This window comes from Gryllotalpicola reticulitermitis, from assembly GCF_042651345.1.
GTDB lineage: Bacteria > Actinomycetota > Actinomycetes > Actinomycetales > Microbacteriaceae > Gryllotalpicola > Gryllotalpicola reticulitermitis.
In genome coordinates this window covers 158995-172473 of record NZ_JBHSCN010000006.1, presented here as the reverse complement: position 1 = coordinate 172473, position 13479 = coordinate 158995, and the positions used below count along the sequence as shown (strand labels likewise).

Sequence of the window (13479 nt, the reverse complement as noted above, 5' to 3'; positions counted from 1 at the left end):
AGGTCACGCGGGTGAGTCAGCGTTCGCGGCTGTGGTCAGGTCGGCCAGCTCGCCTGCGAGGAGCTCGCGTGCTCGGGCGTGCCGTGATCGGGCGGTGGCCGCAGGGATGCGCAGGAGTTCGGCGGCGTCGGCCGCGGTGAAGCCGTCCCAATGGATGAGCCGGATGATCTCGGCGAGTTCGGGTGTCAGCCGTTCGACCGCTCGGCGTACGTCGATCGCCACGTCAGTGGTGTGTTCGTCGCCGGGCGGGTGCGTGGCGAGTGCGGCGCGGAGTGCGTCCACGGCGTTTGAGCGGCGTCTGCGCGCCCGTCCATGATGAAGCAGCTTGTTGCGGGCAATAGCGAACAGCCACATTCGCGCTCGCTCCGGCTCGGCCGGCAGCGATCCGATCTTGCGCCATGCGGTCTCCATGGTCTCGCTGAGCAGGTCGGCGGCGTCCTCCGCCTCGGGCACACGACGAGCGAGGTAGCGCAGCAGGTCGGCCGCATTCGCGCCGAATGCTGTTTCCAGGCGCGTCTCGCTCATCGGCTGACGGGCTGGCATTGCCCGCCCAGCTCCTCGTTCGCGGCATCAGGGACAGCCGGCAGGTGCTTGGCCTTCAGATCACTGGAGATGAGCGCAAGGACCGTCGACTGCATGGCATCACCGGCCGCGGTCTCGGCCTGGTCGTCCCTCCACACCCCTGGCGTGATGCCGCTAGGCCGGGGATCGAGGTGCTGGGTTCCCTCGTCGGCCGTCAGCCGCTGCTGGAACGAGGCGGAGGCGGCGACCGTGTCGAGGTTCAGCGTGGAAACGAACCGGCGCGCCTCGCTCAGTGATGGTCGTTCCGCGGGCGGCAGCGCATCCGCATCCGCTGAAAAGCCGAGCGAACAGGCCATGGTGACGCCGTTTGCAGACGCCTGCCATTGACGGATGCTTGACCAGGGCTGGCCGTTGTCGGGTTGGAAGTCGATCGGCTCGACGAACGCGGCATATGCGGCACCGCCGCCGAGGAGAAGCAGCACGACCCCTGCCCCGATCCCGAATCGCGACAGCCACTTTCGGCGCCGCGCCGGGCGTCGCGCGTCGGCTGCCAATCGCACCAGCAGTCGATCGGTTCCGGGCGGCAGGACGCGCAGTGGCGCGGCCGCCTCGAGCAGCTCGTCCATGTTCACCGCCACGTCGCATCCTTCGTCGGGGTCTCGCTCATACCCTGCACGTTCCCGCGCAGCGCGGAAACGTTGACGAGAAGTCGAATAGAGCGGAGGCGCTTACGCGAAAGTGCGTTGATGCGACGTGATCAGTGCGCGGCGGCGAGCTGCGGCGAGGTCGTGAGTGCCGCCTCGACGCGCGCGTGACGTCGCACCACGAGGTGAGAGACCAGCACGGCGATGACGGCGACTGCCGCCCAGATGGCGAGCACCGCGACGTCACGGCCGAAGCCCTGGCCGGGGAAGTAGATGAGTGCGGTGGCCGAGTTCAGCCAACCGGCTCCGGCCCAGAAGTCGTTGAGGGAGGCGAAGAAGCCGGGCTCCATCGTCTTCTGGAAGATGCCGCCGGAAGAGGTGAAGTTGAGCTGCACGAACAGCACTGTCATGGCGAGCACGGTCCAGTTCTTGAGGATCGGCATGAGTGCGACGCCGATCCACATCACGAGCAGGTCGTACAGCCACGAGAGCAGCCAGACCTGCAGCACGTTGTGGTCGAACACGTGGTAGACGTAGCTGGCGATTCCGACGACGATCGCCGAGACCACGGCGGATGCGATGACGGGAACGAAGATGCGGGCCAGCAAGCCGTGCTTGCCCGTCACTGCGGCGACGGCGGCGGCGACGGCGTAGCCGCCGACCGAGAGGCCGACGAGCAGGAAGAAGATGCCCTGACCCGTCGCGTCGTGCTTGCCCACGGGTACGACGTCCACGACGTTGTACGGCAGGTGCTGCTGGAAGGCGATCGGCTGGAAGATCTTCTCGACCGTCTCCGTCGTCGTCGCGGACGCAGCGGTCGCGACGTAGAGGTTCGCCTGCGTGGGAGTGACCTCGTAGGCCGCACTGATCGTGCGGTCACGAACAAGCTGCTCCGCCTGGTGTGCGTCTGCGACGTTGCGCACGTCGAGGGCGCCGTCGCCCTGGTTGTTGAGGGTCTGCGCGAAGACCTCGCTCTGCGCGCTGTCACCGACGATGGCGACCGGCAGGTGATGCGGGCTCGGCTGGTGGAACGCACCGAGGTACGCGAGCGTCATGCCGATGCCGAGCAGCACCGGAACCAGGATGTGCAGGCCGAGGTGCTTCCACATGCTCGGGTGCGGAAGGAGAGATGAATGCGCAGGGGCGACGCGGGCAGGACGCTCCTCCTGCGGCTCGACAGCGGTGATCTCAGCGGACTGGTTCGACATGATTCTTCAACGATACGCCTATGTTGCTGTATGCAACCTAAGTGCAAACCGTCGCGCCCGTGACTGCGACCGCGCCGCTAGAGCTTCGTTGCGGACACCGTGCCGATGATCAGCGCGTAGGACGGCTGCCACGTCGGGCCTGTCAGCCCCGCTTGGCCGAGCAGATACTCGACGCGCCGAGGGGTTCGGGCTTTCCGCTGTCGGCGCCCGGGGGCGGTGAGCGCGAAGACCGACGAGATCCGGTCGCAGAGCACGAACTGCCCGCCGGGCCGGAGCACGCGCGCGCACTCGCGCAGGCCCTGGAGCTGGTCGGGCCAATGATCGAACGAGGTGACCGTGGTGACGAGATCGAAATAGGCGTCAGGAAACGGAAGCTGCTCGGCGACGCCGCTCAGGAACCGAATGCGTGTCTCTGCCGCGGCGGCCTCCGCCACCCGGATCATGCCCGGCGCAGGTTCGACGCCGACGAGCTCGGCGGTCTGGGGCAGCCGCTGAGCGAGCCGGCGCAGGAGGAATCCGGTGCCTGAGCCCACGTCGAGGACGCGCCGAGGGGCCGGTGCGACGCGGACAGCCGTCGTCACGACCCGGTTGGCGATCCCGCGATGCAGCCGGCCGCGCACGCCGACGTCGTAGTCGGTGGCCCGACCGCTGTATGCCGTGACAGCATCGGGTGGCACGCCGCGCGGCTTGTTCGCCATGCCGTCGAAGGTAGCGCTCGGGCGTGACGAATCCCCCACATCGGCGCGCCGACGACCGACAGCGCGTGCAGCGCAATGGCAACCGGCTAGCCTGACTCACGGAGTCGGCCGAGAGCGACTCTCGCCGCTCCCCCGGCCGAGCCGGGCCGACTCTCCCAGGAAGACATGACCGACACCGCCGTCGATCCGCGCCACCTCGCACGCTGGCGAAACGCCATCATCGCGGGCTTCGCGATGGGCGGCGTCACGGTCTCGGCGTGGGGCCCGCGCCTGCCGACGATCAGCTCCGAACTGCACATCGGCGCGGCGACGATCGGCATCCTGCTCGCCTTCATCACGATCGGCTCGATCGTCGGCCTGTTCCTGTCGACCCCGCTGCTGCACTGGCTGGGCGGCCGGCGCGGCGTGCTCAGCGCACTCGTGACGATCGCTGCGGCCATGGCGTTGATGGCACTCGGCGTCGCGCTGCGCTCGTTGCCGGTAATGGTGATCGGATTCATCATCATCGGTATGGCGACAGGAGTCCTCGACGTGTTCATCAACGTCGAGGGATCGGCGGTCGAGCGCCGGGCCGGCCGCACGCTCATGCCGCTCATGCACGCTGCGTGGTCGATCGGCGCCGCGATCGGCTCCGGCATCGGCGCCGCCTGCGCCGCGCTGGGCATCTCCCCCGCCGAGCAGTTCGCCGGCGAGGCCGTGCTCATCGCCGTCGTCGGCCTCGCGTTCGCGCCCAGCATCCCGCTCGGTTCACGCGAGGAACCCGCTCCGGCCACGCCCGATCACAGCCGGGCCGACGCGTTCCGCCAGTGGCTGCGTGGCTGGTCCGACTGGCGCCTCCTGCTCATCGGTGTCGTCATGCTCGGTGTCGAGCTCGGCGAAGGCTCCGCGAACAACTGGCTGACGCTGAGCGTCAAGCAGGATCATGGTCAGACCGCGGCTGTCGCCGCCCTGTTCTTCACGGCATTCGCGATCGGCGAGGCCACCACACGTATCTTCGGCGGCCCGCTGGTGGACCGGGTCGGCCGCGTCACGACGATCCGCATCACCACGGCGCTCGGAGTCGTCGGTCTCGTGCTGTTCATCCTTGGCGGATCGCCGTGGATCGTCCTCATCGGCGTGCTGCTCTGGGCAGTCGGCGTCTCGATGGGCTTCCCGCTCGGCATGTCGGCAGCGGCGCAAGGCCCGAACCCGGCGGCGCGGGTCAGCGTGGTCGCGTCGATCGGCTATTTCTCGAGCCTGGCCGGGCCGCCGATCATCGGATTCCTCGCCAACAGCGCCGGGCTGCTGAACGCCTTCTGGCTTCTGGCCGCGCTCATGCTCGCCGCGTTCCTCTGCGCGGGAGCGCTCGGGACCGCGCGCCGCTGAGGCGGGCTGGCGTGTCTCTTGGCCGGCGCCTCAGCGGGCGATCGACCAGGCGAGGAAGCCGAGGCAGCCCAGGCCGACGGCGAGGAATGCGATGCCCCCGCTGAGCATCCAGATGGGCGATTGGGACCCCAGCGCGAGGCGCATCCCGTTCGTGCGCTTCAGCTCCTGCGCGAGTTCGGAGAGCCAATTACGCCGAATGATGAGGAACAGGCCCCAGCTGATGGCGAGGGCGCACCAGATCAGAGCGAAGACGCGCGCGAAGGTCACCGCGCAATTTTAGCGCCGGGCCTAAATGGCGTAGCTCTCCTCGCCGTGCAGGGTGCTGTCGACGCCGGCGCTCTCGTCCTCACTCGTGATGCGGAACCCGATGGTCTTCTGCAGGCCCCACCCGATCGCGTACGCGACGACGAACGAGTAGGCGCCGACGGCGAGGCATCCGATCGCCTGCGCGCCGAGCTGCCCGAACGAACCCGTGTCGAGCAACCCGATGCCGGCGCCGAAGAACCCGATGAACAGCGTGCCGATGAGACCGCCGATCAGGTGGATGCCCACGACGTCGAGCGTGTCGTCGAAGCCGAGGCGCCACTTCAGTTCGATCGCGAGGCAGCACACCATGCCCGTGATGAGGCCGAGCACGAGTGCCCACATCGGCGTCAGGATGTTCGCCGACGGGGTGATGGCGACGAGGCCCGACACAGCGCCGGATGCGGCACCGATCGAGGTCGGCTTGCCGTCCTTGAGCTTCTCCGTGATCATCCAGCCGATGGTGGCGGCGGCCGGCGCTGCGAGGGTGTTGATCCAGGCGAGGGCTGCCGTGGTGTCGACCGCGAGGGCTGACCCCGAGTTGAACCCGAACCAGCCGAACCACAGCAGCGCGGCGCCGATCAGGGTGAGGGGGACGTTGTGCGGTTTCGCCATGCCCTTCGTGAAGCCGATCCGGCGCCCGAGTACCAGCGCGAGAGCCAGCGCCGCGGCGCCCGAGTTCACCTCGACGACGGTGCCACCGGCGAAGTCGTGCAGCCCAAGGTCCTGCAGCCAGCCGCCGTGCGAGAAGACCCAGCTGGCGACGGGAAAGTAGACCACGGTGACCCACACGCCGGCGAAGATCATCCACGCGCCGAACTTCGCGCGGTCGGCGATCGCGCCGGAGATCAGCGCGACGGTGATGATCGCGAACGTGGCCTCGAACGCCGCGAAGGAGAGCGAGAAGGTGTCCCCGGTGTTGAGCGCCGAGAGCGAGCCGTCGGCGTGGATGGGCAGGTAGTCGTGCAGGCCGACGTTGGCGAACGGGTTCAGCAGCACGTGCGGGATCACCCAGTCGATGACACGACCGTCTGCCGCCGCAACGCCGAACGACATCGAGTAGCCGTACACGATCCACAGCACGCTCACGAGGGCGATCGCGCCGAAGCTCATCATCATCATGTTGATGACCGACTTCGCCTGCACCATGCCCCCGTAGAAGAAAGCGAGGCCGGGGGTCATCAGGAGCACCATCGCAGCAGCGACGAGTAGCCAGAGTGAGCCGAGGTTGCTCGTGGCGTCCGCCGTGGCGTTTGCTAAAACCGTCATGGGGTTACCCATCTCGTTCGGGGCCGGGGTTGTGACAGTCTCCTGGGTGATTATTAACGGGATGTTTCCGGGGTGGCGGGAGCGAGCGGCGCAGCCGACTGTGTGCGGTTCACGCCGCCGCCGTCGCGCACTCGAGCTGCTGAGTTAACGACGTACTCCCCGGCGCCGGGTCCTGCAGTGCAGGAACGACCGACTCCGGGGAGCAGCTGAATTGCGGTGAGGCTCAGAGAGCGACTGGGTCGAGCTCGTAGCTCTCTTCGCCGTGCGCCGTGACGTCGATGCCGGCGCTCTCGTCTTCGCTCGTGATGCGGAAGCCGATCGTCTTCTCGATGATCCAGCCGATCGCGTAAGCGATCACGAACGAGTAGATCGCGACGCCGAAGCCACCGATCGCCTGAGCGCCGAGCTGACGGAGCGAGCCCGTGTCGACGAGGCCGATGCCCATGCCGAAGATGCCGATGTAGAGCGTGCCGACGAGGCCGCCGACCAGGTGGACGCCGACGACGTCGAGCGAGTCGTCGAAGCCGAGGCGCCACTTGAGCTCGATCGCGAGGCAGCAGATCGCGCCGGTGATCAGGCCGAGGACGATGCCCCAGCCCGGCGTCAGGATGTTACAGGCCGGGGTGATGGCGACGAGGCCCGCGACCGCACCCGAGGCGGCGCCGATCGAGGTCGGCTTGCCATCCTTGATCTTCTCGGTGATGAGCCAGCCGATGCACGCGGCGGCAGGAGCGGCGAGCGTGTTGATCCACGCGAGCGCCGACGTGGTGTTGACCGCGGCGGCCGAACCGGCGTTGAACCCGAACCAGCCGAACCACAGCAGCGAGGCACCGAGGAGCGTGAGCGGCACGTTGTGCGGCTTGGCCATGCCCTTCTTGAAGCCGACGCGCTTGCCCAGCACCAGTGCGAGAGCGAGGCCCGCCGCGCCGGCGTTGATGTGCACCGCGGTGCCACCGGCGAAGTCGTTCACCTTGAGGCCGAAGACCGACCAGCCGCCGTCTGCGAGCTGTCCGTTCGGGCCCACCGTGAAGTTGAACACCCAGCTGGCGACAGGGAAGTAGACGACCGTGACCCAGACTGCCGAGAAGATCATCCACGCGCCGAACTTCGCACGGTCTGCGATCGCCCCCGAGATCAGCGCGACCGTGATGATCGCGAAGGTCGCCTGGAAGGCGACGAAGGCGAGCGAGTAGGTGTCAGCGGTGTTCATCCCCGACATCGAGCCGTCGGAGTGGATCGGCAGGAACAGGTGCAGGCCGATGTTCGCGAACGGGTTGAGGAGGAAGTGCGGGATCACCCAGTCGGTGATCTTGCCGTTGGCACCGGCGATGCCGAACGACATGGAGTAGCCGTAGAGGACCCACAGCACGGATACGACGGCGATCGCTCCGAAGCTCATCATCATCATGTTGATGACGGACTTCGCGCGCACCATGCCGCCATAGAAGAAGGCGACGCCGGGGGTCATGAGCAGAACGAGGGCGGCACCGACGATCAGCCACAGAGCATTGATATTGCTCGTGTTGTCCGTGGTGGCATTAGCGAGAACCAACATGACGTCTGGTACCTCTCTGTTCGGGTAGCGGGGACGTCGTCAGTCTGATCACCGCACGTTTCGCGACGTACGGTGCTTCATTACACGGACGTTACGACGAGCTTCAGAACGTAAACATCGTGTTTCCGGCTGCCCCCGAACAGGTGTGAATCGCCTAGGCCTTGGGTGCCGAAGTGAGGGCGATCATGCGCGACACCGAGCGCAGATACTTCTTCCGGAAACCGCCGTTCAGCATGGGTTCGTCGAAGATCTCCGAGAGCGGCACGCCGCTCGCGACGATCGGCAGTTCGGCGTCGTAGGCGCGGTCGATGAACGCGACGAGCCGCAGCGCCTCCATCTGGTCGTGCAGCACCACGACGTCGTCGAAGGCGATGAGGTCGACGCCGGCGACCATCTTGATATAACGCGACGGGTGCACGCTCGCGAGGTGGTCGACGAACTCGGCGAAGTCGTCCCGCGTGGCCACTCCCCCGGCGGCGCGGACCTTTTCGACCGCTGTCTCGATAGTCGAAGCATCCGCCACGACCGCTTGGTCGCTTGTCGCACGGCGGCGATAGTCGAGCCCGTCGATGCGCAGCGTCACGAAGTTGTTCGCCATGGCGTGGATCTCGCGCAGGAAGTCGCTCGCGGCGAAGCGCCCCTCGCCGAGCGCATTCGGCGGCGTGTTGCTGGTCGCAGCGAAGCGCGTGCCGCCGGCTACGAGGTCGCCGATGAGCCGCGTCATCATCATCGTGTCGCCGGGATCGTCGAGCTCGAACTCGTCGATGCAGATGAGTGCGCTGCCCTTCAGCAATTCGACCGTCTTCGCGTAGCCGAGAGCCCCGACGAGTGCCGTGTACTCGATGAAGGTGCCGAAGTATTTGCGGCCGGCTGCGGCGTGCCAGAGAGCCGCGAGCAGGTGGGTCTTGCCGACGCCGAACCCGCCGTCGAGGTAGACGCCGTTCTTCTGGCTGTCCTCAGCGGTCTTCTTCTTGCGTCCGAGGCGCAGGAATCGACCGCCCTTCGCCGGCGCGGCCGCTGCGGAGGCGAAGCCGCGCAGGAACTCGACGGCCTCCTGCTGAGACGGGTAGTCGGTGTCCGGCCGGTAGTTGTCGAAGTGCGCGGCGTCGAACTGCGCGGGCGGCACGAGGCTCGCCACGATCTGCTCGCCCGTGATCTCCGGGTTGAGCTGGGTGAGGCTGGTCAGGCTTGTGCCGAGGGCGTCGCTCGTCATATGAACCACCGGTGCAGGAAAGATGTCGAAGTCTTACCCGCGCCCGGTGCGCAGATGCGCACACGCGCATAGCGTTGCGGGGAAGCCGTCTACAGCTTAAATCAAGGAGTGCGCCATGCCCGTCGCCACGGATCCGTCGGAGAAGTTCGCCGCCTACGCTCACCCCGAGCGCCTGGTCTCGACCGAATGGCTCGCGGAGCATCTCGGTGAACCGGGACTCGCTGTCGTCGAATCCGATGAAGACGTGCTGCTCTACGAGACGGGCCACATTCCGGGCGCGGTGAAGATCGACTGGCACACCGACCTCAACGACCCCGTGGTGCGCGACTACATCTCGAGCGCGCGTTTCGCCGAGGTCCTCGGCTCAAAAGGCATTGCCCGCGACACGACCGTCGTGATCTACGGCGACAAGAACAACTGGTGGGCGGCGTATGCCCTCTGGGTGTTCACGCTGTTCGGCCACGAGGATGTGCGCCTTCTTGACGGCGGCCGCGACAAGTGGATCGCGGAGGGCCGCGAGCTGACGACGGATGCCTCGACCGTGACCCCGGCGGACTACCCGATCGTCACCCGCGACGACTCTGTGATCCGCGCCTTCAAGGAGGACGTGATCGCCCACCTCGGTCACGGCCCGCTCATCGACGTGCGCAGCCCCGAGGAGTATTCGGGCGAGCGCACCGAGATCCCCGGCTATCCGACGGAGGGCGCCCTGCGAGCTGGCCACATCCCGTCGGCGGCGTCGGTGCCGTGGGCGAAGGCCGCCGCGCCCGACGCCACGTTCAAGTCGCGCAGCGAGCTCGAGCAGGTCTACTTCGAGGGTGCGGGCCTCAAGCCGGGCGACGATGTGATCGCCTACTGCCGCATCGGCGAGCGGTCGAGTCATACCTGGTTCGTGCTGACGCACCTGCTCGGCTTTGAGAACGTGAAGAACTACGACGGCTCGTGGACTGAGTGGGGTTCGGCCGTGCGTGTCCCGATTGCGCAGGGCAGCGAGCCCGGCCTCGTATCCGTCGCCTGACGGTGGCGCAAGCCGCGCGATAATCGCGTTGTGACGGATTCCGCGCTTCCAGAGGCCCTCGAAGAGATTCGCTCCGACTTCCTGGCGGTCGGCCAGAGTGAACGACTGCAGCTGCTGCTCGAGTTCTCGAACGAACTCCCTGAGCTGCCCGAGCGCTATCAGGAGCATCCGGATCTGTTCGAACGCGTCGCCGAGTGCCAGAGCCCGGTGTTCCTGTTCGTCGAGGTCGATCAGGACGATGTGGTGCACCTGTTCGTCACGGCGCCGCGAGAGTCTCCGACGACCCGCGGCTTCGCCTCGATCCTTGTGCAGGGCCTCGCCGGCTTGACCGCCGACGAGGTCCTCGCGGTGCCCGACGACTACCCGCAGACGCTCGGGCTGACCCAGGCCGTGTCGCCGCTGCGGCTGCGCGGCATGGCGGCGCTGCTCGGCCGCGCGAAGCACCAGGTGACGCTCAAGCGCCAGGCCGCCTGAAGGCCGGGGCGGCTCAGGCGTCGGGCGGCGTCGGGGTCCCGTCGCCGACCTCGAGTTCGTTCAGCCACCTGCTGATGGCCTTCGTCCACTTCTTCGGGTCGAAGTTCCAGAGCTTGGTGTGCCGTGCGCGCGTGAACCGCACGAAGTGCACGATGTCGGGGCGGCGGGCCGCGAGTGCGCGGGAGGCGTAGGCCGGGACATAGCCGTCATCGTCGCTGTGCATCAGCAGGATCGGCTTCGTCAAGACATCCGCTCGATGCACGAAGTCCAGCTCGGGCAGCCCGATCGGCGCGGCCTGCCCGGTCAGCCGGCCGCCCCATGGCGCGTCGAGGAGCTTGAGGGCGCTCTCGGCGATCGGATCGGGCACGTGCAGTTCCTCGGCCTGGTAGCGCAGGGTGTCGACCCAGTCGATCACGGGCGACTCGAGCACGACGCCGCGGATGAGCTCGGCATGCATCGATCGCGTGACCGCCTGAAGCACGATCGCACCGCCCATCGACCAGCCCATCAGCACGATGTCCGTCGCACCGTGGTCGACCGCGTACTCGATCGCGGCCTCGACGTCGCGCCACTCGGTCGAGCCCAAGCCGTAGCGGCCGTCGTCGCTGCGGGGGCCGTCGCCGTCGTTGCGGTACGAGATGACGAGTGAGGTCCAGCCGTGCTCGCGGAAGACCGGCACGGCGCGCAGGCACTCCTGGCGCTGGGTGCCGCGCCCGTGGACGTGGATGGCCCACTTGCCGCTGCGCGTGCCGTCATCGCCTTTGGGGCCGTTGAAGCGCCAGGCGGGTGCTACTCCCCCATCGGTCTCGATGCCGATGGATTTGAGCGGGAGGCCGAGCTCTTCCGGCCGGACGTACCACCAGCCGCTGATGCGGCCGCGCTTGGCTCGAGTCAGGTCGCCGAACGTGACCCGCTCGACGCGACGGGTGACGGAGACGCCGCTGCGCGACAGGATCGCGCCGAGCCGCGCGTGACCGGCGTCCTGGTCGAACCAGAAGCTGTAGTCGCCGCGCAGCAGGCTGTCAGGCGTGGGCGAGAGCGTGATGACGGATGCGTCGGGCGAGACGGCTCTCACGATGACGTTCTCGTCCCGCCGGCGCGGAGGCGTCAGCACCTTGCGAGCGATGAACACGGACGCCGCCGCGGCGGCGACGCCGAAACTGGCAGCTCCGAGGGCTGCGAAGGCGAGAGGAACGCCGACTCGACTTCGCCAACCCGTCATTCCGACCCCCCTCGCCCGGCGTGCCTGTGCGCGGACCCTCACCTCGAACTCTAATGTTCATGCTGTGTCGTCCACACCGTCCGGGCATGCGGCCTCGCTCGAGTTCACCGCCGCGTTGGATTCCATCAAGGGAGCCGTCATCCGCCCCGAGCTCGTCCTGTCGCCGATCAGCGCGCCCGGACAGCTCGCGCCCGAGGCGTATGCCCTCGCGGCTGACGTGTCCCCGTCGCGGCACGGCGCGGACTCCGACCTCGGCACCGGGCGCTTCATTCTTCTGCACGATCCCAGCGAGCCCGAGGAGTGGGGCGGCCGGTTTCGCGTGGTCTGTTTCGCCCAGGCGCCGCTCGAGACGGACATCGGGCTCGACCCCTTCCTCGCCGATGTGACGTGGTCGTGGCTGATCGACGCGCTCGATTCGCGCGGTGCCGGCTATCGCAGTGCGTCGGGAACCGCGACCAAGATCATCTCGACCGGCTTCGGGGAACTCGCGAGACAGGGCGACGGCGCACAGATCGAGCTGCGCGCTTCGTGGACGCCGAGCGACGTTGATCTCGGCGCGCACGTCGAGGCCTGGGGCGACCTCGTGTGCATGCTGGCGGGTATTCCCCCGACGGCAGAGGGTGTGAGCGTACTCTCACTACGGAGGCCCAAGACGAAGCGTGCCTGAAAGCAACCTGCCAGAACAAGACGTGCCTGAGAACGACATCACCGCCGAATACGAAGTCACCGCCACCGCCGCCCAGTACGAGGCCGCGGTGGCGGCCCTTGCTGCCGGGAGCGGACCGGTCGCGGTCGATGCCGAGCGGGCGAGCGGATTCCGGTATTCCCAGCGCGCGTATCTGATCCAGGTGTTCCGCCGGGGTGCAGGCGTCTTCCTGTTCGATCCGATCGCCCTGAGCGACGAGGTCGGCCCACTGTTCACGGCGTTGAACGAGGCGATCTCGGGCGAGGAATGGGTGCTGCACGCCGCCAGCCAGGACCTTGCGTGCCTGCGCGAGGTCGGCCTCGACCCCGCGCGGATCTTCGACACCGAGCTCGCGGCGCGGCTCTTGGGCCTGCCCCGCGTGGGGCTCGGGCCGCTCACGGAGAGCCTGCTCGGCATCCATCTCGCCAAGGAGCACTCCGCGGCCGACTGGTCGACGCGCCCGTTGCCGCAATCGTGGCTCGTCTACGCGGCGCTCGACGTCGAGCTGCTCGTCGATCTGCGCGATGAGGTCGAGCGGCTGCTCGACGAGAGCGACAAGACGGAGATTGCCCGGCAGGAGTTCCATGGCGAGCTCGTGAAAGAGGCGAAGCCGCCGCGTGCGGAGCCGTGGCGCAAGCTCTCCGGCATCCATTCGGTGCGGGGGTCACGAAACCTGGCGGTCGCGCGCGAGCTGTGGCTGGCCCGCGATGCGCTTGCACGTGACAGAGACACCGCACCCGGGCGGCTCGTGCCGGATGCCGCGCTCACCGCAGTCGCGCGGGTGCTGCCGGCGTCGAAGCGCGATCTCGTGGGCCTCAAGGAATTCACCGGGCGCGCGAGCCGCAGCGAGCTCGACCGCTGGTGGAACGCGATCGAGCTCGGGCGGTCGACGACCGACCTTCCGGTGCAGCGGCCCGCGGGCGACAGCATCCCGCCGGTGCGTGCATGGGCCGATCGCAATCCCGCGGCGGATGTGCGCTATCGGGCCGCTCGCGAGAGCATCACCGCGCACGCGGAGGAGCGCCAGATTCCGGTCGAGAATCTTCTGACGCCCGAGCTGCTGCGCAGGGTGGCCTGGGAGCCGCCGGCTGTGGCCGACGAGGGATCCGTCGCAGCCGCACTCGAGGCGGGCGGAGCCCGGCCGTGGCAGGTGCAGGAGACCGCTGGGCTCATTGCCACCGCGTTTGTGGAGGCGGAACAGACGGACTCCACAAGGGCCGAAAGCCCTTCGTAGGATCCGACAGCCGATTCGGCGCTCGGTGCGCGAAAATTCCTAGGATCGTTGTCGAATCCACGATCATGG

General features: G+C 67.8%; 14 protein-coding genes. 5 read left to right on the top strand and 9 right to left on the bottom strand.

Features of this window, described 5'->3' with window-relative positions; genetic code table 11:
* Positions 1–3: 3 nt before the first annotated feature.
* The 4 genes from ACFOYW_RS14085 to ACFOYW_RS14070 all read right to left on the bottom strand — a co-directional run bounded on the left by ACFOYW_RS14085 (position 4) and on the right by ACFOYW_RS14070 (position 3072).
* Complete coding sequence (locus ACFOYW_RS14085; protein ID WP_390230129.1) at positions 4–525, bottom strand: RNA polymerase sigma factor; 522 nt, start codon at positions 523–525, stop codon at positions 4–6.
* The gene (locus ACFOYW_RS14080) at positions 522–1160 is read right to left on the bottom strand and encodes a hypothetical protein (protein WP_390230126.1); all 639 of its coding nucleotides are present in this window, start codon (positions 1158–1160) and stop codon (positions 522–524) included. Before ACFOYW_RS14080 ends, ACFOYW_RS14085 begins: the two co-directional genes overlap by 4 nt.
* A gap of 119 nt (positions 1161–1279) precedes the next feature.
* Positions 1280–2374, bottom strand: coding sequence for an ABC transporter permease (locus ACFOYW_RS14075; protein WP_390230123.1), 1095 nt, complete (start codon positions 2372–2374; stop codon positions 1280–1282).
* A 77-nt stretch (positions 2375–2451) separates the two neighbouring features.
* Entirely contained in the window at positions 2452–3072 is a 621-nt protein-coding gene (locus tag ACFOYW_RS14070) for a class I SAM-dependent methyltransferase (protein WP_390230121.1), read from the bottom strand.
* A 165-nt stretch (positions 3073–3237) separates the two neighbouring features.
* Here ACFOYW_RS14070 and ACFOYW_RS14065 point away from each other — a divergent pair, with 165 nt between their 5' ends.
* Complete coding sequence (locus ACFOYW_RS14065) at positions 3238–4437, top strand: MFS transporter (RefSeq protein WP_390230119.1); 1200 nt, start codon at positions 3238–3240, stop codon at positions 4435–4437.
* Positions 4438–4467: 30 nt separating this feature from the next.
* Here the strand turns inward: ACFOYW_RS14065 and ACFOYW_RS14060 are convergent, their stop codons facing one another.
* The 4 genes from ACFOYW_RS14060 to zapE form a co-directional block, all read right to left on the bottom strand.
* On the bottom strand, positions 4468–4704 hold the full coding sequence (locus ACFOYW_RS14060; RefSeq protein WP_390230116.1) for a hypothetical protein: 237 nt from the start codon (positions 4702–4704) through the stop codon (positions 4468–4470).
* Positions 4705–4725: 21 nt separating this feature from the next.
* Positions 4726–6009 carry an ammonium transporter gene (locus ACFOYW_RS14055; RefSeq protein ID WP_390230113.1) on the bottom strand — a complete coding sequence of 428 codons (1284 nt, stop codon included), beginning with the start codon at positions 6007–6009 and terminating at the stop codon, positions 4726–4728.
* A 223-nt stretch (positions 6010–6232) separates the two neighbouring features.
* On the bottom strand, positions 6233–7564 hold the full coding sequence (locus tag ACFOYW_RS14050; protein ID WP_390230110.1) for an ammonium transporter: 1332 nt from the start codon (positions 7562–7564) through the stop codon (positions 6233–6235).
* 154 nt (positions 7565–7718) lie between these two features.
* On the bottom strand, positions 7719–8777 hold the full coding sequence (gene zapE / locus ACFOYW_RS14045; protein ID WP_390230107.1) for a cell division protein ZapE: 1059 nt from the start codon (positions 8775–8777) through the stop codon (positions 7719–7721).
* Positions 8778–8892: 115 nt separating this feature from the next.
* Between zapE and ACFOYW_RS14040 the strand changes: the two genes are divergently transcribed.
* Positions 8893–9795 carry a sulfurtransferase gene (locus ACFOYW_RS14040; protein WP_390230103.1) on the top strand — a complete coding sequence of 301 codons (903 nt, stop codon included), beginning with the start codon at positions 8893–8895 and terminating at the stop codon, positions 9793–9795.
* A 30-nt stretch (positions 9796–9825) separates the two neighbouring features.
* Positions 9826–10269, top strand: coding sequence for a SufE family protein (locus ACFOYW_RS14035; protein ID WP_390230100.1), 444 nt, complete (start codon positions 9826–9828; stop codon positions 10267–10269).
* Positions 10270–10282: 13 nt separating this feature from the next.
* On the opposite strand, the gene ACFOYW_RS14030 is transcribed toward ACFOYW_RS14035, so the two are convergent.
* Entirely contained in the window at positions 10283–11491 is a 1209-nt protein-coding gene (locus tag ACFOYW_RS14030; RefSeq protein ID WP_390230097.1) for an alpha/beta hydrolase family protein, read from the bottom strand.
* A gap of 64 nt (positions 11492–11555) precedes the next feature.
* On the opposite strand from ACFOYW_RS14030, the gene ACFOYW_RS14025 reads away from it, so the two are divergent.
* Together ACFOYW_RS14025 and ACFOYW_RS14020 are read left to right on the top strand one after the other, a co-directional pair.
* Entirely contained in the window at positions 11556–12158 is a 603-nt protein-coding gene (locus ACFOYW_RS14025; RefSeq protein ID WP_390230095.1) for a DUF3000 domain-containing protein, read from the top strand.
* Positions 12151–13410 carry an HRDC domain-containing protein gene (locus ACFOYW_RS14020; RefSeq protein ID WP_390230093.1) on the top strand — a complete coding sequence of 420 codons (1260 nt, stop codon included), beginning with the start codon at positions 12151–12153 and terminating at the stop codon, positions 13408–13410. Before ACFOYW_RS14025 ends, ACFOYW_RS14020 begins: the two co-directional genes overlap by 8 nt.
* Positions 13411–13479 lie beyond the last annotated feature (69 nt).

What these genes read in the sequence shown, in the direction of transcription:
- ACFOYW_RS14085 (WP_390230129.1), bottom strand. Translation starts at nt 525, where the DNA reads ATGAGCGAGACGCGCCTGGAAACAGCATTCGGCGCGAATGCGGCCGAC.
- ACFOYW_RS14075 (WP_390230123.1), bottom strand. Translation starts at nt 2,374, where the DNA reads ATGTCGAACCAGTCCGCTGAGATCACCGCTGTCGAGCCGCAGGAGGAG.
- ACFOYW_RS14070 (WP_390230121.1), bottom strand. Translation starts at nt 3,072, where the DNA reads ATGGCGAACAAGCCGCGCGGCGTGCCACCCGATGCTGTCACGGCATAC.
- ACFOYW_RS14065 (WP_390230119.1), top strand. Translation starts at nt 3,238, where the DNA reads ATGACCGACACCGCCGTCGATCCGCGCCACCTCGCACGCTGGCGAAAC.
- ACFOYW_RS14055 (WP_390230113.1), bottom strand. Translation starts at nt 6,009, where the DNA reads ATGACGGTTTTAGCAAACGCCACGGCGGACGCCACGAGCAACCTCGGC.
- ACFOYW_RS14050 (WP_390230110.1), bottom strand. Translation starts at nt 7,564, where the DNA reads ATGTTGGTTCTCGCTAATGCCACCACGGACAACACGAGCAATATCAAT.
- zapE (WP_390230107.1), bottom strand. Translation starts at nt 8,777, where the DNA reads ATGACGAGCGACGCCCTCGGCACAAGCCTGACCAGCCTCACCCAGCTC.
- ACFOYW_RS14040 (WP_390230103.1), top strand. Translation starts at nt 8,893, where the DNA reads ATGCCCGTCGCCACGGATCCGTCGGAGAAGTTCGCCGCCTACGCTCAC.
- ACFOYW_RS14030 (WP_390230097.1), bottom strand. Translation starts at nt 11,491, where the DNA reads ATGACGGGTTGGCGAAGTCGAGTCGGCGTTCCTCTCGCCTTCGCAGCC.